The sequence below is a fragment of the Streptococcus sp. 27098_8_12 genome (assembly GCF_041432115.1).
In the GTDB taxonomy this organism is placed as follows: Bacteria; Bacillota; Bacilli; order Lactobacillales; family Streptococcaceae; genus Streptococcus; species Streptococcus parasanguinis_V.
Genome location: NZ_JAPVZA010000027.1, coordinates 1 through 19,923, shown reverse-complemented (window position 1 = coordinate 19,923; position 19,923 = coordinate 1). Strand labels below are relative to the sequence as shown.

The 19,923-nt window shown below is 44.2% G+C and carries 12 protein-coding genes; all 12 read right to left on the bottom strand.

What is annotated here, in order from left to right; all coding sequences use genetic code 11:
• Positions 1-158: 158 nt before the first annotated feature.
• Positions 159-383 (bottom strand): preprotein translocase subunit SecG, encoded by a 225-nt coding sequence (locus O3629_RS09655; protein ID WP_003003038.1) that lies wholly within the window; start codon positions 381-383, stop codon positions 159-161.
• Between the two features lies 1 nt (position 384).
• A complete protein-coding gene (gene asp4 / locus O3629_RS09650) occupies positions 385-576 on the bottom strand; it encodes an accessory secretory system protein Asp4 (RefSeq protein WP_003003066.1) in 192 nt (63 codons plus the stop codon).
• Complete coding sequence (gene gtfB, locus O3629_RS09645; protein WP_070594469.1) at positions 569-1,924, bottom strand: accessory Sec system glycosylation chaperone GtfB; 1,356 nt, start codon at positions 1,922-1,924, stop codon at positions 569-571. Before gtfB ends, asp4 begins: the two co-directional genes overlap by 8 nt.
• Positions 1,908-3,422, bottom strand: a complete 1,515-nt coding sequence (gene gtfA / locus O3629_RS09640) for an accessory Sec system glycosyltransferase GtfA (protein WP_070590199.1) — start codon at positions 3,420-3,422, stop codon at positions 1,908-1,910. The genes gtfB and gtfA overlap by 17 nt, the downstream gene beginning before the upstream one ends.
• A gap of 11 nt (positions 3,423-3,433) precedes the next feature.
• Complete coding sequence (gene secA2 / locus O3629_RS09635; protein WP_080934963.1) at positions 3,434-5,818, bottom strand: accessory Sec system translocase SecA2; 2,385 nt, start codon at positions 5,816-5,818, stop codon at positions 3,434-3,436.
• A gap of 25 nt (positions 5,819-5,843) precedes the next feature.
• Positions 5,844-6,314, bottom strand: coding sequence for an accessory Sec system protein Asp3 (gene asp3 / locus O3629_RS09630; RefSeq protein WP_049491737.1), 471 nt, complete (start codon positions 6,312-6,314; stop codon positions 5,844-5,846).
• A complete protein-coding gene (asp2, locus tag O3629_RS09625; protein ID WP_070590204.1) occupies positions 6,311-7,855 on the bottom strand; it encodes an accessory Sec system protein Asp2 in 1,545 nt (514 codons plus the stop codon). The genes asp3 and asp2 overlap by 4 nt, the downstream gene beginning before the upstream one ends.
• Positions 7,848-9,437: an accessory Sec system protein Asp1 gene (gene asp1, locus O3629_RS09620; protein WP_070590207.1), complete on the bottom strand. Its 1,590-nt coding sequence runs from the start codon at positions 9,435-9,437 to the stop codon at positions 7,848-7,850. Before asp1 ends, asp2 begins: the two co-directional genes overlap by 8 nt.
• A gap of 8 nt (positions 9,438-9,445) precedes the next feature.
• Positions 9,446-10,663, bottom strand: a complete 1,218-nt coding sequence (gene secY2, locus O3629_RS09615) for an accessory Sec system protein translocase subunit SecY2 (protein WP_045759956.1) — start codon at positions 10,661-10,663, stop codon at positions 9,446-9,448.
• A gap of 224 nt (positions 10,664-10,887) precedes the next feature.
• Positions 10,888-11,892 (bottom strand): sugar transferase, encoded by a 1,005-nt coding sequence (locus O3629_RS09610; RefSeq protein ID WP_155200149.1) that lies wholly within the window; start codon positions 11,890-11,892, stop codon positions 10,888-10,890.
• Between the two features lie 187 nt (positions 11,893-12,079).
• On the bottom strand, positions 12,080-17,338 hold the full coding sequence (locus O3629_RS09605) for an accessory Sec-dependent serine-rich glycoprotein adhesin (RefSeq protein ID WP_371609114.1): 5,259 nt from the start codon (positions 17,336-17,338) through the stop codon (positions 12,080-12,082).
• A 197-nt stretch (positions 17,339-17,535) separates the two neighbouring features.
• Positions 17,536-19,923, bottom strand: a 2,388-nt coding sequence (locus tag O3629_RS09600) for an LPXTG cell wall anchor domain-containing protein (protein ID WP_371609113.1), incomplete at its 5' end; no start/stop codon positions are given.

The following is a 19,923-nucleotide window of genomic DNA, read 5'->3' as shown; positions in this document are numbered from 1 at the left end:
AATTGAGAGGCTAGGACTTTTGTCCCAGCCTCTTCAAATTGTAGATATTTCTTTAATTTTTTAAGTATCATTTAGGTTGCATTATGTAAGAAACAGATGGATTACATTCTAAAAGAAGTTGGAGAATACCAACTTCTTTTTATCCATTCTATTAGAAACTAGGCCTGTACGACCATCATATAAAGAAATAAGGATACGAGAAAGACGATACTAACAACGAGGGTCGCTAGCTTGAGTCCACGGTGGGAGCGCCAGTAACTTGGCTTTCCTAGGTTACTGGTCGCATCTGTTGAAAGCGATTGTTGTTGGCGAGGCTGCAAGGTGATCAGAACCACAAGAGCGAGGGATAAGATCGAGATCCCGATTGCAAATACCATTTCCATCTTAGGATCCTCCTAACACTCTGAAGAGGGTAAAAATAACTCCCAGCAGAATCACCAAACCAATGATCACATTAAAAGTAACATTGATCTTTTCAGAACGTGTCGTCTTTTCTTTTTCGGCAGGACGGCGTTTGAGAGACTCCATCCTTCCTTCTACTTCTTTGTAAAATAAATCTTTCTTACGATCACTCACTGTGTCCACCTATCCCTTCTTGCAAGCGAGCTTTGAAAACAGCTGGCTCAACGCTACTTGATTGAGCAATTTGTTGCGCAACGGCTTCTCTGTAGTTATCCACAGATTGGTAGATTTCCTGGATACGGGCCACCATATCTGCTTCTTTTCCTTGATCAAAGATATTGGCTTGTGCGAGGAAGTGGCGGTCATGCAGGGTATGGCTAAAGGCAAGGATGACTTGCTGGTGTTCGAAGGCCTTGCGAACAATGCCTTGTACCTCTGCATAGTGGTTGATATCCAGATAAATACTAGAGACCTTAAGCAACTCTTTGATCCGCTCTTGACTGATATTTTGGTACAAGACCACATTTGGATAGCGGACCATAGACAAGAGGCTCGCAGACATCTCCGTCAAAGCTGCTACACGGAAGGTCACATTTGGCAAGCTCTCTACTAGGTAGGTCAAGGCTTCAATCTGATCCGAATTGGTCAAGACAAAGGCGTCTTTACGGATATCGTCTTTCACCTTGAAATCATACAGGTAGCCAAGGGGACCAAAATAGCTATGCTGATCTTGCGAGGTCAACTGCAAAGCACGATGATAGGTCGCGTTTTGCGGAATCAAGATCTTCTTGGTCCGGATTTCTGGGCTCTTTAGAATCAACTGCATGTTCCCCGGAAGACTGTCGTGAAGAGGCTCCTGCCACACCAAGACGTCGCGTCCTTTGATGCCTTTATTGCCTAGCTGGAGACTAATGCTAAAGGAGGTAGCCAGCGTATTGTAGACCAAACCATCTAGATCAAAACCACGATACTCTAGATAAAAGGCAAAGTAATCTAAGCGATTCTTGAAAATCCGCATGGGTTGATGGTCCAAGGTCAAGATCAAATCCCCTGTTTGGTGATTTTCTGTCAAGCGCTCGGTATCCCCTTCAAAATAAGTAGTCACCAAATACTGACCTTGATCACCACAAGTCGTTACAGCAATCTTACGACCGTATTGGTCATAGTGCTCAACCATGACCACTTGCCCTTTGTCATCTAACCACTCTAAGCGCTCAACGATGCGTTTATAGGAAGCAGCATGGTACACAATTCGAGCTTTTTCCTGACCATAGTAGGTCACTTTTCCCGAACTGTTATCCCCAGAAACTTCCCAGAAATCAGGCACTGGAACTTCATTAAAGTAGCGTCCGCGCTTCTCTCCTTTTGCTTGTCCTAAGAAATAGATAAATGGAGACTCGACACCGTCTGGTAAGAAACCATTTGGCTCCAAAACAACGGTCGGGTGGTCAAAGCCAGACTCTTTCATGGAGTGGAGCAAGTCTTGGCTTTCACGAGAATAACTATCAAATACGTTCAGCATGTGTCACCTCTTCTATCAATTGTGCCCAAGCTTCTTCTACTCGGCTGGTCAAAAAGTCTTCTGCACGCGCATAAGATGCTTGACGCATGCTGGCTAGATCATCTTTTTTGTATAGCTGGATCATTTTTTCCGCATAGGCAGCAGCGATCTGGTCGACCACTTGATCTGCTGAAGGCGGAATGAGATAGCCATTTTCCCCTTCTGTGACAAAGGTCTGGTTGCCATAAGGAACGTCAAAACCGATAATCGGAAGTCCAGAACCAATCGCTTCCATCAAGGTCAACCCAAAGCCTTCACTAGTCGACGCTGACAGGTAAACCTCATAATTCTTATAAATTTTCTCTAGATTGGCATGCCCTTTGAGATGGATATAGTCTGCCGCCCCCAATTCATCAATCAGAGAACGCAGCTTGCCTTCTTCTCCACCTTTTCCATAGATATCAAAAGACAGTTCTGGCAATTCTTTTTTGGCGCGAACCACTGCTCGCACTAACCAGTCAATATGCTTTTCTGTCGCCAAACGAGAGGCAGTAATCATAGAAAATGGGGTGCGATTTTCGTTTTGTGGCAAGCTTGCAAGACTCCCAACTGGAATGGTATAGATGGCTGGCTGATGGTTGGTGTATTTGGCAAACTGCTCGGCTAAGATTTCTTTTTGACGGTCGGTCGCAACAATAAAGAAGTCCACCTTGTCAGCATTGGTAAATTGGTACTCGTAGTAGTTGTTCCACAGGATATACTGATCGTCAACATTATTGGCACTGAAGTGCTCTGCATGGACGACCACACCCAGGCGGGCTTTTTGCGCTTCTTCAAAGATAGGCTGACCGATATTGGTTTCCCGATCCAAAATCACCAGATCTTGTTTGGTCAATTGAAGGGTTTGCATGAAGTAGCGGATCAATTCTTGGCGACCAACTAGATAGCGATCTGGGAAACGATAGATTTCGCGGCCATCCGCCATCTGCATGCTGTAGGCAACCGTCCCGTCTTCATTGTAAAAGCGGCGCTCAATCAAGTTGGCTTGGTTGTTCTTAGGAATGAAATACTCTGTACAATAGCGGGTATAGGAGAAATAATCCTTTCTCACCAAAATCCCTCTAGACACGTACTCGCAGCGTTCGACATAAGGACTGTTTTCTTCGCGCAGGTAGCAGGTCAAAAAATTGTCCTGGTCCTCATAAAAGAAGCGCTTGATCTTGCCGTCGACTTCTTCCCGAGTCGGTTTTCCGGCAAAACCTGCTAAGACCTGATCAATGGTATAGGTCGTTGGCGCAATTTTTATATCTGTAAAATGGCTATAGAGCCAGATGATTTCATCATTTTTAAAACCGATATTTTCTGTTAAATGCTGGATATTATCGGCTAAGATCATATCCATAAAAACAAACTTGGCTGGTTGATGGATATTGCGTAACAACTGGGCACGGTAGGCCTGGGCATACTCAACACCACTGCTGGCCCAACCGATTCCAAGGTTGATATTGTATACTGTCATAATGTCCTCTTTTATGGGAAATGCAAGACAATTTCCCCTTTTTTATTGATTTCTACTCGACTCAGTAAGAGATTGCGGACCATTTGTTCTTTGGCCGCCTCTTTCATTCGTTCAAAGGATTGGTAGGCTTCTTGGAAAAATTCTACCAAAGGGTTTTTCTGACTGGTGTACTGACCAGAGAGCGCCATGCGCAATTGTTGCAGATAGTCTACCTGCTCGACCCAGTTTTCATCGATAGCTTTTAGGATGGCCATGCGCTGGAATTGGGCGATCACTTCATCGGTGCCTAAGATCTCATACTTAGCTTCCAACTCGCTTTTAGCAATCTCCCATAAGAAATTCTCTTTGGTTTTCTTGCTACGGAAGGTTTGGTGGGCCTTTTCCGGATCCACTTGGTAACTAACATTGTCTAACATATAGCGATAAAAAGCTACCGGTTCCTTGTATTCTTTTTTATGGGCTACACTTGAAAAGACGGAACGAAGCACTTTTTCAACGATATCATCCAAGCGTCCTTCTTGTTTGATCAAGCGGTCGCGCTCTTCGTAGACGATGGCACGCTGAATGTTCATGCTTTCCGCAAATTCTAACGTCATCCGACGACTGGCCTGACCAGAACTTTCACTAGCATTTTGGGCCCGTTCCACCAAGTTTCTATACTTGCGCTTGGTCAGAGCTTTGGCTGAACCAATCCGCTCATCCACATCATAGTCTTGATAGGTATCCTGGATCCAGTCTGGCCCCCAGTTTTTCATCAAATCGTCTTCCAAAGAGACGAAGAACTTGGTCAAACCGGGATCTCCTTGACGACCTGAACGTCCACGAATTTGAAGGTCAATCCGCTGGTTCATCATCCGCTCAGTCCCAACAACCACCAAGCCACCTAACTCAGCGACTCCTGGTCCCAACTTGATATCAGTTCCCCGACCGGCCATTGAGGTCGCAACCGTCACGGCTCCTTTTCGACCTGATTCCTTAATGATCTGGGCCTCTCGAGGAGCATTGTTAGCATTGAGAAGATTGTGAGGGATCCCTTCCCGCAAAAGAAGATTCGAATAAAGAATCGACATTTCAACCGATCCGGCAAAGACCAGAATCGGATTACCCTTTTCATGGACCTTCTTCACATAATCCAGAGAAGCCACGATTTTCTCCGGCAAGGTCTGATAGATTTCATCCGGCAAATCTTTGCGGATCTTCTTGCGATTGGTTGGGATCTTGATCACTGACATAGCATAGGTATCAAGAAACTCTGCCTCAGCGACCTTCCCAGTCCCGGTCATGCCTCCCAACTTCCGAAACATCTTAAAGAGGTTTTGGTAAGTAATAGAAGCCATGGCCCGTGTTTCTTGGGTCAGCTTGAGACCCTCTTTGGCTTCAATCGCCTGGTGGAGTCCTCCTTGCAAGCGGGTCATTTCCATCAAGCGACCCGTCGCCTGGTCTAGTAAGACAATCTCCGGTTGCCCTTCAACATTGGGATGAATGACATAATCCTTATCCTTAATAAAGTTTTTATTGGCCTGCAGGGCTAGGCTGATATGGCGGACCAAGTCACGGTATTGGGGATCATAGAGGTTGGGAATGGCTAGAAAGGCTTCTGCTGCATGAGCTCCTTTTCGAGTCAACCAAACTCGTTTCTTTTCTTCATCAAACTTGAAGTCTTCCCCTTCTTTGAAGGTTTGGATCAGGGTATCAATAATCCCATAAAGGTTGGACTGAACCCGAGGAGAACCAGAAATAATCAAGGGAGTCTGGGCACTATCTAGAAGCACCGAATCAATCTCATCGACAATGGCGTAATTGAAGTCTGCTAAAAACTGGCCATCTGCAGAAGCCGTCAAGTTCTCTGTTAAATAGTCAAAGCCCAGACTAGTATTAGTCGTATAAATGACATCTGACCGGTAAATCTCCCGTTTGACTTCTGGATCTAATTCTTCGTCTTCTGATTGTTTCAAGGGAACTCCAACAGTCAAGCCCAAAAAGCGGTAGACCTGTCCCATCTCTTCTGCATCCCGAGTTGCCAGATAGGTATTGGTCGTAATAACCATGACCCCTTTGCCCTCTAAGGCATTGAGATAAACCGGCATAGTTGCCGTCAAGGTCTTTCCTTCACCGGTATTCATTTCAGCGACATTGCCTTGGTGGAGGACAATTCCTCCCATGACTTGCACGTCATAAGGAAACATGCCCAAGACCCGTTTATCAGCTTCCCGCGCAACCGCAAATGCTTCCGGCAAGAGATCATCCAAGGTCTCACCCTTAGCTAGACGTTCCCGAAATTCCACAGTCTTCTCCTGTAGTTGTCGATCCGTCAAGCGGGCCATGTCATCCTTCCAGCTATTGACTTCTTTTAAGATTTTTTTGATGTTTCTTAATTTAACGTAATCCAATGTAATCCTCTTTTTTTGCAGTGATGTTCGTCTATTCGAGAACTTCTGCTCCCTCAGACGATATTGGTTGAATCGTGAAATAGTGGAAGGTAAACTCTTGCAAACCTGCACTGAGCAAGCGTACTTCATAGGCGTATGCTTGATCTGGATAGGTAAACGGCAAGCGACCTTCTGCGGTTACTCGACGGCCAACGACCTCTCCAAAGCGATCTTTAAAGATGATTTCTACCATAACGGTATGAGCGGGAGTCGCTTCCATCGTGATAACCAGTTCATAATCTTGCTCTCTTTTGAGCAGGGGCAGACTCGGAATTTGACGAGTTGCGCCAAAATTTGTCTGCGAATGCCAAGTTTTCAGCACTTGACCAGATGGCATGAGGGGGTTCTGAAACTGAACGCTTCCTTGGGCAGTCGCCTGAATGGTCGACCCCCAAAGATAATCTGCTAGAACAGTATCGCCCCAGTAGATTCGTCTGCTTTCATTTTCTTTTATTTTTATCATTGGTTTCTTCCAAAGTCTCTTTCCATGATTTCTTTGTACTGGGTCACAAACCACTCAATGATCGGACCACTCGCATCATTGTGTCGACCGGCACGGCTAGTGCTGATAATACGAACCGGCAATTCATACAAGGCCTCTAAAATATCTGGATAAGCCTGCTGGTCATAGTCATCATCCCTCATATAGGCAAGGGCTAAAATCGTATCCTTGAAATCTGCCTGGTTAAACCGGTCCCAGAAACGTTGATTCAGCTGACCGATCCCTTCTTGCGACACTTGACCAATGATCAACTGCATCATATCTAGGGATGTTCCAAACTCATCTGGACGTTTAAATTTCAGATTGGCAGCGACATCCCCCAGGTTGACAATGGGTTTTCCGACCAAGATCGCATGAGGAGAATAAAGGGCACCATAGTAAAGGGCACCAAAGGTCCCCATGGACAAGCCTGAGAAATTCATATCTTTTGGCTCAAAGCCGAGCAAGTCCAAGTGCTGATCAATAAAGGCAGTGACTTGATTTTCCAATTCTTCTGAGCCCATATAGAAGGATCCACCTTCCAGTCTTGGGTCAGAAAAGAGAATAAAGGGACTCCCCATCGCACGCAACATCCCAAACCCTTCAAAACCTTCGGCCGGGCGATACCCAGAGAAATAAATGTTTAAAGGCGGCTTCATATCGCCAGGATGGAAATAAGCAAAAATTTCTTGGCGTTTGTGGTCCCGTAGCGTCTTAGCTCCTACGGTCATCTCTCCTAAAGGACCATGTGACAAGCGCTTATGCAAGGCTCCGATCGTAAGCGTCCCTTCTCCTTTTGCTTCCAGCGAAAAGGCTAGGTAATAAGGTTCTGCTCCATCCAATTCTAGTGGTTGTGCCATCTCTTCTTCTGAAAAGACTGCATCTTTGACCCACTCTCCCAGAGCACCAAAGCGGTAAAATTGAATCCGCAATTGCAGCTGACAGCTTGGATCTTTTTCATATTCCAACCAAAAATTGATGGGACGACTAGCATCATACACGTAGTTGTAGACCCACTGAGCAATCGGTGTAAACTCTTCACCGTAAGATCCATCTAACTTCAGAAAATGTTGCCCCAGCACCGTTTGCTGGCCAGCAAAATCCGGTCTCACTCGCAGGTCACGAACCGTAAAGGCATCTCCATATTGATTGTCGTATAAAAAGCGCTCTAAGACATAGAGAAATTGATGCTTGTTTGAGAAATCCCAGGACCTTGCTTGCTTGAGCCTTAAGAGGTGGGCCAATTCGTCAGAAGGCGCCTCTAGTTCATAGCTTTGATCATAAAAAACGGTATAAGGCTGGAAATAAGCCAGGTCTTCTCCTAGAGCTAGTAAATCTTCTGGCTTTTCTAGAATCAAGGCTTTGAATTTGGAGATTTCCTCTTCTTCCATATACTCTTTGAGCGATGGAAGAGCGGCAGCTTGAAAAAAGTGCCAGCCTAGTCCAGCAGGAAGCTCCACCTGATCTCGCCAACTGCTTGAGCCGATTTGGAGAATATGGGGTATTTGTAATTTTTTATCCATGACGTTCTTTCATCCATCCTTCCCATTTCTCGATCAAGCGTTGACCGGTGTATTCTTGAATTTTTTCGATCGAGTAGACCAAGGCTTCGTTCCAAGGCTTCAATTCCAATAAAAAGTGAGTAATCGCCTTCTCTAATTCCTTGTCTCCCTTTGATAAGACATAACCATTTTTCAAATGATCGACATATTCTGTCTGGACGCGGTTGACTTGAGGAATCCCAGCAGAGATCCCTGCAATCTGCGTATAGAGGTTGGGTTCCTCGCTTAAATCTACGATCAAGCGTGTTTTTTCCAACTCTTGAATAATGTCATTTTCATTTGAAAAATTCTTAACTACAAAGCGATAGTCCGGTGCGTCTTGTACAGACTCTTCATCGATGATCTGGTTTTCCCCAAGCCCTTCCATTTGGGCTGGTGATTGAACCAGATGCAAGTCCTGCTCGCTAGCGATCAATTCCTCGAGTTGCCCTTCTAATTCCTTAACACGCTCCGGTGATCCATTGTAAAATGCAAAAACAACTTCAAATAAAGGATGTTGCGCCAAGACCTCCAGAACCTTCTTGAGCTGGCTCTTACTTGGAAGCTCGGCTTCATTGACATAAAAGTAAATCTTCGATTCCTTGCGCTCCTGACTAGATCCCAAACGAAGGCGGGAGTCAAAAGAGGTAATCCGGTGTGTCTTTTGAGCCAAGCTAGGAGAAAAGACCCCAATCGCTTCTTTGGTTTTTTCACTATCTGTAATCAAGAGCTGGGCATCAATCATATCAAAATAGAGGGCAAAGTTTTCAGCAGATAAGGGCTGGCGATCCCCATAGAAGGACAAGACTTTCTTGACGCTACTTGCTGTATCCTGTAAAAAAGCCAAATTTGCTGGATGAGCAGCTAAGACCAACTGATCTCGTCCTGGTACCAAGGCTGCCAACTGTTCCTTCATCTTTTCAGCTACAACTTCTCCCATATTGGCATAGCTTTCTTTTTTGAAGGCAGGAAAGAAAGCTTCATTGACCATGACGGAGTGGTTCTCTTCGATCAACATCTCTCTCAAAACCCATTGCCCATCAAAACTCAGATACTCTTGGAAATAGGGTTTTCCCTCATTGTAGTAGATTCTACTAGAGATAAAGCCACGATCATCTAAGTACTCGATGTAGCTGATCTCGTCATTCTTATAACGGGTCAAAGAGAGAAGGTTTCCATCCACTCCCATATCAATTTTTGCTAGGTGGTGGCCCTTTCGAAATGCCATCACCAAAAAGGGAGTATAGGAAAAAGTGGTCTCACTCGGCCATTCGATGTCCTGAAGCTGAACTGGGCGCATAGCCAAATCAGACGGAACCTGTTGGATCTTATCAAAAATCGAAAGCACATCTGTCTCTAACAAATCTTGGCGGTGCAAAAAATAGCGCAGTTGTGGACTATATTGAGGCAGCAATAAGATCCGATCCATTTCTGCTTCTTGAAAAATACGAACTTGATTAATGGTATCGTCAAATTCAATGGACTCTCGCATCCAGTACCAAGGGGTAGCGGTTTGCTGCCAGATGCGGTCCGTTCCATACCAGGCTGGTACAAAATAATACATGGTTACTCCTAGAATATTCTTGTATAACGTTGATTCACACGAAGGGCACGAATTTCTTCTCGGATATTGTAAATCATCCCGACAAACATGAGGAAGGTTCCTGGAATCATGGTCAAGCGCAAAAGATCCTTATCCCATAACAAGAGAGAAAAAGGAAGCGCCGTGAAGAGGATCAGATACAAAGTCCCAAAAACCGTCAAGCGTAGCACAATTTTATTGATATAGCGACGTGTATCTGCTCCAGGATAGACATGATCGATATACTCGGAAGCCTTCATCATCTTATCTGCAATTTCTTCTCCATTCACATTGACAAAGGCAAAAGCAAAAGAGAGAAGGGCGATCATCAGAATGTAAAGAAGAATCCAAATCGGATCTCCCATCACCAAGTGTTTGGCTAAACGAGCAGCCCACTTGGCATTGGAATCCATTGACAAGATCAAGAGCATAGCATACTGAGGAATGGACACCAAGGTCATGGCGTACATGAAGGGCATCCCTCCTGCCGGGTTAAGCTTGATATCCAAAAAAGTATAACTTTTCAAGTTGTTGTGGATCCCTAATTTATTGACAGGAATCTGGTACTTAGAATATTCCACCAAGACTGCCACATAGACAAAAATCAAGATGAAAATCACACCCAGAACATAAGCGATTTCTGGGATATTATTGACATTTGAAAGGGTCTGCATCACGTCTTCTGGCAGGTACATAACCATCCCAGCCATCATGATCACAACAGAACTTCCAAGCCCCAAAGCGGCATTTAGATCGGAGAGCCAAACTAAAAAGAAGGCTCCGGCTACCATAATCATGGTATTGACCGCAATGACAAGCCCGGGGTTCAACCCTGTCTTCAAAGGGAGATACATGGCCACTGCCAAAGACTGGACGATGGCGAGCGCCAAGGTCACGTACATCTTTCGTCGCTCCACAATCTCCGTGCTGGTTTTTTCGAGGTTAAAGCGTTTTGAAACGGTAAACATCCGCCACAAAATCATGGAAGACATCCATGGGGATAGACCGATCGAAAAGATCGACATTCCGCGGAGGTTTCCCCCCATCACAGCGCTTGAGAGCTGCAAGCCCGTTGTCGTTCCCTCATTGAGTCTCAAGGCCTTTGATAAGTCAACAAAAGGCAGGGAAATTTTACTTCCCAAAACATAAATAAAGACGAAAAATATCGTCCAACAAAATCTCTTTCCTACTTCAGATCGTTTTAACATTTCTTTTAAACTTTCTCTTACTCATTTTGACTCTTTCACCAGGGAAACAGCCTTTAAATATGTGCCTTTAGAGCATTTTATCTCAACTTATTTTACCATAATTTGCGACTTTTCCAAACTCATTTGTCACTAATATTTGATAATATTTCAATTTCCCCATTTGGTACCGTATTCAACAAAAAATCCTTCAGATGTTTATCTGAAGAATCTTGTTTACTTGGATATTATTCTCCTAAAGCCATGATGGTATCGACAAATAATTTCTTTGTAAAATAGCCATTGCGGATCAAATAAGAAGTATATTGAGCCTTTCGGACCATTTGGGCATACTCTTCTTCTGTACAGTCTTGGACCAAACGATTGGCTTCTTCAAGACTGGAGGCTACAAAACCGAGCCCTTTTTCTCGAATATAGTCTGCATTTGACAAATAGTCTGGCACGACTACTGGAAGACCTGCGGATAAGTAAGTCGATAATTTGTAGGAAATATTTTCTTTGTAGTAATCTCGCTCATCCTCGGGGTTCTCTGAATTTCCCCAGACCAGCCCAAAACCACCCTTAGAAAGCTCCAAAAGCAACTCTTGCTTGGTTCGCCAGCCTTCAATATGGACCTTGGAATAATCAACTCCTTCAACTGGTTCAGTATAGACATGAAGGGGTGTCTCATATTTCCAGTCGATGATATGAGGGAAACGCGACGGATTTCCTGAGAAGATCAGTTTTTTCTCAAATTGCGGGGTATAGAGATCCAAACTGTGGGTCAAATCCCACAACTTTTGTACCACATATTTTTTAACAGTAAGCCCTTCTGATACTAGACGATGGTACATTTGCTCTGATGGAACAACGACCAGATCACTCTGATTGTACATGTCGATATAGTTGGGCATCAGGTAATAATTACTCTCAAACATAAGCGGTGGGACATCGTGGATAAACATGACCAACTTGGTTTGAAGGAGTTTTAACTTATCAACCAAACGGCGGTCCCACTCAATCCCATTCCAAGAAGGCGATTGAACGAAGACGATATCCCCAAAAGCAACGCCTGCTAAAATCCCATCCATTCGCGAGTTCAATTCACTAGCTGGTTCATTGCTATGATCATAAAAGTAGATCCCTAATTCATTGACCCCAAGCTCGCGAACGACATTCATGATATCGTTTTGGGCCATCAGAGCAACACTTTTTGAAGATTGCCCAAATAAATTTGTAAAATGGATTTTCATCTCTTTCCTCTGACTCTTCTTTTTTAATCCCATATTTTCTGAAGATATGAAGGCAAACAGAGCTTTTCACAAAGTAACCTTTTTCATATCCCTCAACGAAAACTTCCTCATTCATTATAACATATTTCCCAACTTCTTAGACATTCTAGATCAATAAAAGACCGGTTCATTCCGGTCTTTTAAGGTTTTATTTGCCATCTTTTTTCCGAATTCCTAAAAGGGCTAATCCAGACAGAAGAATGGAAGCTCCTGTAGCAAGAATATTAGATGAAGGATGGGCACCTGTCTCTGGAAGAGCAGGTCCGGAAGAGTGCGCCGCAGTTAGTGAGCTTGTGTCTGATGGAGATTCTGAGTAAGAGGTGCCAAACGAAGACACGACAGACTCCGAAGAACTGGTCACAGCAGAGAAACTTGACGCATAAGACACACTGATCCATTCAGAAATTTCCTGCGATAAGGATTGACTCTCTGTCGATGATGCGCTCATAGATTCTGAGACACTCGTCAAAGAGAATTCAGACACTGGCATCGACGTTGAAGCTGATTCGCTTGTTGAAAGGAGCGAAGTTGATTGGCTATAGGAGTCAGACTTCGATAACGAGGCTGACGCTAGAGATTCTGAATGAGATGCCCATTGTGAAGCAGATAGACTCTCTGAAACTGATCGAGAGAACGATCCAGACTCTGAAGCCTGCGATGCAGCTACGACATTAGAAGTTGAAGCTGATTCGCTTGTTGAGGCAGAAGTTTGAACTAACGAATCTGATTGACTCGCGGAAACCGAAGCTTGGACCAGTGATTCCGATTGACTCGCGGAAACCGACGCTTGTACCGACGACTCTGATTGGCTATTAGAGATCGAAGCTTGGATCAACGATTCAGACTGGCTCGCTGAAATCGACGCTTGGACCAGTGAGTCTGATTGACTTGCCAAAATCGAAGCTTGAACCAAGGATTCGGATTGACTCATTGAAACAGATTCAGACAGCTTTTTGCTCATCGAAATAGATTGCGACAAGGAAATCAGTTGAGAAACCACTTCTTCCGATCCAACCGCCGATGTTGACTGCGATTGAGACATAGAAATGGATCTAGACGCTAAATCAGATAAGGATACCGACTGACTCAACAAAACAGATTTCGAGGCTTTTTCAGACTCACTCTTAGATGCTGATTCAGAAGCTACTTTTGATTGCGATTCGGATTGACTGGCAGATACTGAGGTCTGAACCAAAGACTCTGATTGACTTGCAGAAATTGAGGCTTGTACCAGTGAGTCTGATTGACTGGCAGAAACAGATTCTTTAATCAACAATTCAGACTGGCTTGCGGAGACTGATGCTTGAACTTGTGACTCAGATTGGCTCGCTGAAGTCGATGCTTGAACCAAGGATTCGGATTGACTCCTTGAAACGGATTCAGACAGCTTTTCGCTCATCGAAATAGATTGCGACAAGGAAATCAGTTGAGAAACCACTTCCTCCGATCCAACCGCCGATGTTGACTGCGATTGAGACACAGAAATTGATTTGGATACCAAATTAGATAAGGATACCGACTGACTAAACAAAACAGATTTCGAGGCTTTTTCAGACTCACTCTTAGATGCCGATTCAGAAGCTACTTTTGATTGCGATTCTGATTGACTGGCGGAAATCGATTCTTGAATCAATGACTCTGATTGACTGGCCGAAACTGAGGCTTGAACCAACGATTCTGATTGACTCAATGATGTTGATTGCAAATCAGTCGATACTTGCGATTCCGACTGACTCATTGAATCAGAACGAGAAAAGGACATAGATTCTGTAATTTGAGACTTAGATTCGACATCAGAAGTAGATTGCGATTGACTTTCGGAAACTGATGCTTGAATCAAGGACTCAGATTGACTGGCGGAAACTGACTCTTGAACTAGCGAATCGGATTGACTCGCGGAAACTGATGCTTGAATCAGCGAGTCTGACCGACTGACAGATACTGATTCCTGAACCAATGACTCGGACTGACTTGCGGAAACGGATGCTTGAACCAAGGAATCAGATTGACTAGCTAATACGGATTCTTTGAGCAACGAATCGGATTGGCTAGACGATACAGATGCCTGAACCAACGAGTCGGATTGACTCGCGGAAACTGATTCTTGAATCAGCGAGTCTGACTGACTGACAGATACTGATTCCTGAACCAATGACTCGGACTGACTTGCGGAAACTGATGCTTGAACTAACGAATCTGATTGGCTTGCTGAGATCGATTCTTGAGCCAATGAATTCGATTCACTTGCCGAAACTGACTCTTGAACCAGCGAATCAGATTGGCTGGCAGATACGGATTCTTGTACTAACGAGTCTGATTGGCTAGCCGATACGGATTCCTGAAGCAACGACTCTGACTGACTCAACGAAACGGATTCTGACAGCTTTTTGCTCATCGAAATAGATTGTGACAAGGAAATCAGTTGAGAAATCACTTCCTCCGATCCAACCGCCGATGTTGACTGCGATTGAGACACAGAAATTGATCTAGATGCTAAATTAGATAAGGATACCGACTGACTCAACGAAACAGATTTCGAGGCTTTTTCAGACTCACTCTTAGATGCTGCTTTTGATTGTGAGTCGGATTGACTAGCTGATACAGATTCTTTAATCAATGACTCTGATTGACTCGCTGAAATCGACTCTTGAACAAGCGACTCAGATTGGCTTGAAGAAACTGATTCTTGAACCAAGGAATCAGACTGGCTGGCCGAAACGGATTCCTGAAGCAACGACTCAGACTGACTTGCAGAAACTGAGGCTTGAACCAACGAGTCGGATTGACTTGCCGATACAGATTCCTGAACCAAGGATTCTGATTGACTTGCCGATACAGATTCCTGAACCAACGAGTCTGACTGGCTGGCTGAAACGGACTCTTGAATCAACGACTCCGACTGACTTGCGGAGATCGATTCCTGGATCAACGAGTTGGATTCACTTGTCGAGACAGATTGTGACAAGGAAATCGAGGTTGAAACCTGTGAATCCGATTGACTGGAGGAGCTAGATGCCTGTGACAAGGAAACGGACTCACTGATCGAAACAGATTGAGAAGATGAAATGGATTCTGAAACTAGTGACTCTGAAGTTGAAATCGAGAAGTTTTGAGATTGTGAAGCAGATTCTGACGGTGTCATCTTCCGATAGTAATAATTCACACTCGTTAAGGGGTACGAATCTACTATTTTTTTGATCGTTTGTTTGAAGTTGGAAAAACCATCTGCTCCTTGAGGTGTTGCATCTTCTCCCACGACCATGGTCGTATTTTTATCGAGGTAGGCCGATTTTGGAAGTTCCGTGAATGGTTTTGGAACAGTATATTCTATTCCTGTTTTCTCATCTGTATAAGTAACTGTCTCCTTACTAGAGAACCAACCTGTAATATCCAACTCAAAATGTTGGTAATCTATTCGTTTTGGTGTGACATTTAGGAAGTAGTCCTTGTTTTTACTTTCAACTTTACGAGTTCCACCTAAATCTGAAAGGTTATCCGTATTATCTTGTTTAAATTCTTTTTCATAAACAAGTGTATATACATCGGTTACCTTAGCATTTCCTACATCACCACTACTAACATCATGTATTTTAGAAGGATCTAAAACATAGTAGCGAAGAGAATAATCACCATTTTGATTAAGGGTGACAACTTCACTTTTAATGAAATGCTCACGCGCATCCCCTAATAGTTCAATTCTTGATTTCCCATTCTTACTATTATCGAACACCCCACTTTTACGATTCGGGAACACGGTGTGCGCTGGGACCTGTACATAACCAGGAAATTCGCGTGGATTGGAAGCTGTATAATGCTGGCCTTCCAATCCGTAGATTCTATACTCTAGTAAGGATCTTTCTTTCCCCGTTGGTTCATATTGCCCATTAAACCATCTACCATTCGGGTCCACTTCTCTATAGAAGGTCGATTGTTGTCCCATCATAGATGGAATTTTGATACTAGGATACGTTCTAATCAATTGCCCCTGATTCTCAGGCGTCATGACATCATAAATACTCCGGAATAAGAAAGCCTGTTCCGGAATAAAATTCGTCAGCATTCCAAAAGTCCCATTACCTGTAGTAGGTTTCGAATTAAAAACCTTGTTCCCAAAGGGAGCCTGACCAATCAGTACTTCTTTTGGTAATTGAATATCTTGGCCATATCCTTCTGGAGATACAGTTTGTGAAAAAATTTCAGCCCCATCTGATTTTCGGACAATGCGGAAATAGACATCCATTGCCTTATGCTTTTCCGGATCTATCTCACTGATATCAATCGACATGGTCGCATAGTAACCAAGTGACTCTCCTTGTTTATTCACAAAGTCCCAAATACCAAATGTATAACGATTGGTGTAGGGTTCACCTAAGAAATTTTTCAACTCTTCAGGCGAAAATCTTAAGAGATCTTTATCTAGATGAGGATCCTTAGCATATCCTGGTGTGTCAAGTGTAGGATCTTCTACACTCGCACCATTGGGATCTTCTGGGTTCGGGCTCATATCCAATACATCATCAGCCAAGTATGTTTCCTCAGCTAGTGGAGCCAGCTGAGCAGAGATCGCAGGTTTCCCATCTACATTTGTATTTCCCACAAAACCTGCTGCTGTCAAGGTCATCATCATCTCATCGACAGCTTTCTCCAAACGATCGCGCTGGTCAGCATAAGCTTGAGCACTGGCATTGGTATGGATCAAGTTATTACTTGCAGTCACTTCGGCCTGCACTTTGTTAATGACCGCTTCGACCACTGCTCGGCGATCGGTGTCCGTCATTTTAGATGCGTAATTCCCTGCAATTTCTTGAAGCAATTCAGCTTCAGAGGTATTTTGTTCCAAAACAACGGCTTCTTCTAAACTAGTCGGCTCTTCAACAACTACCTCTGACTCTAGAGCTTGAGCAGACTCACTAAGTGCCGTTGATAATGCAGTTGATCCAACTTCGCTCAAGGACAAAGAAGTAGATTCACTGATCGAAGTAGATACACTCACAGATGTAGAAAGGCTAGTTGATCCTGAAACAGAGATGGATTCTGAGGGCTGGCTTGAAGTTTTTGCTAAAACCACACTATCCACTTCTGCCAAGGTTTCCTCTTTTGTCTCAGAAACCGTTGGTGCAAGTGATGTTGCATCCTCCGCCCTAGCTGTCGTAGCAAGCACAGCACCACCAAAAACAGTCCCTACCGTAATCAAACCCTTTAAGAAGGCTTGGCTATGCTTTTGACTTTCTATTTGATCTTGCTGTACGTTGGCAATGATGGTCTCCTCCACTTGCCCACGCACCACGCGAAAGAGGCCTAGAGCAGCTGTTGATGCTCGAAGCCAATTTTTTCCTGATTTAATTAATTTGAAGCGTACGACACGATCTGTTTCACGAAAGTTTCCTTTTGAACGCTTAAATTGCATGATATTCCCCTTACATTGTAGTCATTATTCATTATACAGCAATACTACGTAGATTCAAGTAATTTGCTACAAAAAACTTATATATTATCGTTTAATTTTCAAATTTTTTTGTAACACATTAAAAATACTTCATTCTACTAGAAAAAAAGTGAATCTCCTATGAGATTCACTCGAAAAAAATGATATTTCCTACTAGATCAGTTCCCCTTCTTTTTACGTCGGGTAAGTCCAGCAATTCCAGCTAACCCTGTAACTACTCCGAGAAGAGCTGATGTTACAGATCCTGTTTCGCCAGTATTTGGAAGGGCCACAGATTGGCTGTGTTTTTGTGATCCACTTGCTGATTCTGATGCAGACATTGATTCTGAACGAGAAATTGATTGGCTCATTGAGTTAGAGTATGAACCGCTATCAGATGTCGATCCTGATTGTGATTGACTCACTGAAACTGAAGTACTTACTGATGTTGAAGTTGATTCAGGTGCATAGGTACTCAATGAGGCTGACTCAGATGCAGATACTGATGTCGAAACTGAAAGCGAAGTAGAGACTGACTGGCTTTCTGATACTGAACTGCTCAACGATGCTGACAATGATTCGGAGGTCGAGATTGATTCAGATGTTGAGACTGATTCTGAGGTAGACGCTGACACAGACGTTGATACTGATTCCGACGCTGATACTGATTCTGAGGTTGAAACTGACTCAGATGTAGATGCCGACTCTGAAGTAGACACTGATTCAGAAGTTGACGCTGACTCGGACGCAGAGGCTGATTCAGATGTTGATGCTGACTCAGAGGTTGAGACCGACTCAGAGGTTGAGACCGACTCAGAGGTAGAAACTGATTCAGACACTGAGACCGACTCGGACGTTGATACTGATTCAGAGACTGAAACTGACTCGAATGCCGAGACTGATTCGGACGTTGATACTGATTCGGATGTTGACACCGATTCAGACGTAGACACTGATTCGGATGTTGATACTGATTCGGATGCAGAAACTGATTCGGATGTTGACACCGATTCAGACGTAAACACTGATTCGGATACAGATGCCGATTCAGAGGTAGACACTGATTCGGATGTTGATACTGATTCGGATGCAGAAACTGATTCGGATGTTGACGCTGACTCGGACGCAGAGGCTGATTCAGAGACTGAGAATGATTCTGATGTTGACACTGACTCAGACGCCGAAACTGATTCAGAGGTTGAGACAGACTCGGATGCAGAAACTGATTCTGAGGCTGAAACCGATTCGGATGTTGACACCGACTCAGACGTTGAGACAGACTCAGATGATGATACTGATTCAGATACAGAAACCGATTCGGATGTTGACACCGATTCAGACGTTGATGCTGACTCGGATGCTGAAACTGATTCAGAGGTTGAGACTGATTCTGATGTTGAGACTGATTCTGAAGCAGATGCTGATTCGGACGCTGACACCGATTCAGAAGTTGACGCTGATTCAGAAGTTGACGCTGATTCAGATACAGAAACCGATTCGGACGTTGACACTGATTCTGAGGTCGATACAGATTCAGAGGTTGATGCTGATTCTGAGGTTGAAACTGACTCAGACGCTGACACTGATTCAGATGTCGATACAGATTCGGACGTTGATGCTGACTCCGATGCAGAGACTGATTCGGACGCAGAGGCTGATTCTGATGCCGATTCTGACGCTGATACTGACTCGGATGTTGATGCCGATTCAGAGGTTGAGACTGATTCAGAGGCTGACGCTGACTCCGATGTTGATGCCGATTCTGATGTAGATGCAGATTCAGAAGTAGACACTGATTCTGATGTTGACACTGACTCGGACGTTGACACTGATTCAGATGCTGATACCGACTCAGACGCTGAAACTGATTCTGAGGTAGATGCTGACTCGGATGTCGATACTGATTCAGAGGTTGAGACTGATTCAGAGGCTGACGCTGACTCCGATGTTGATGCCGATTCTGATGTAGATGCAGATTCAGAAGTAGACACTGACTCTGATGTTGACACTGACTCGGACGTTGACACTGATTCAGATGCTGATACCGACTCAGACGCTGATACCGACTCAGATGCTGAAACTGATTCTGAGGTAGATGCTGACTCGGATGTCGAGAATGATTCAGAAGTCGAAACGGACTCGGATGCTGATACTGATTCCGATACAGAAACAGACTCGGAAGTCGACACCGATTCAGACATTGATACAGATTCTGATGTAGATGCTAACTCGGATGTCGAGACTGATTCTGACGTAGACACTGACTCAGAGGCTGACGCTGATTCGGACGTTGATACTGACTCAGAGGCTGACGCTGATTCGGACGTAGACACTGACTCAGACGCTGACACTGATTCGGACGTTGATACTGACTCAGAGGCTGACGCTGATTCAGACGTTGATACTGATTCGGACACTGAGACTGATTCGGACGTTGATACTGACTCTGACGTTGAGACCGATTCAGACGCTGACACTGACTCAGACGCTGATACCGACTCAGACGCTGACACTGACTCAGAGGTTGAGACTGATTCGGATATTGATTCAGATTCTGATGTTGACAA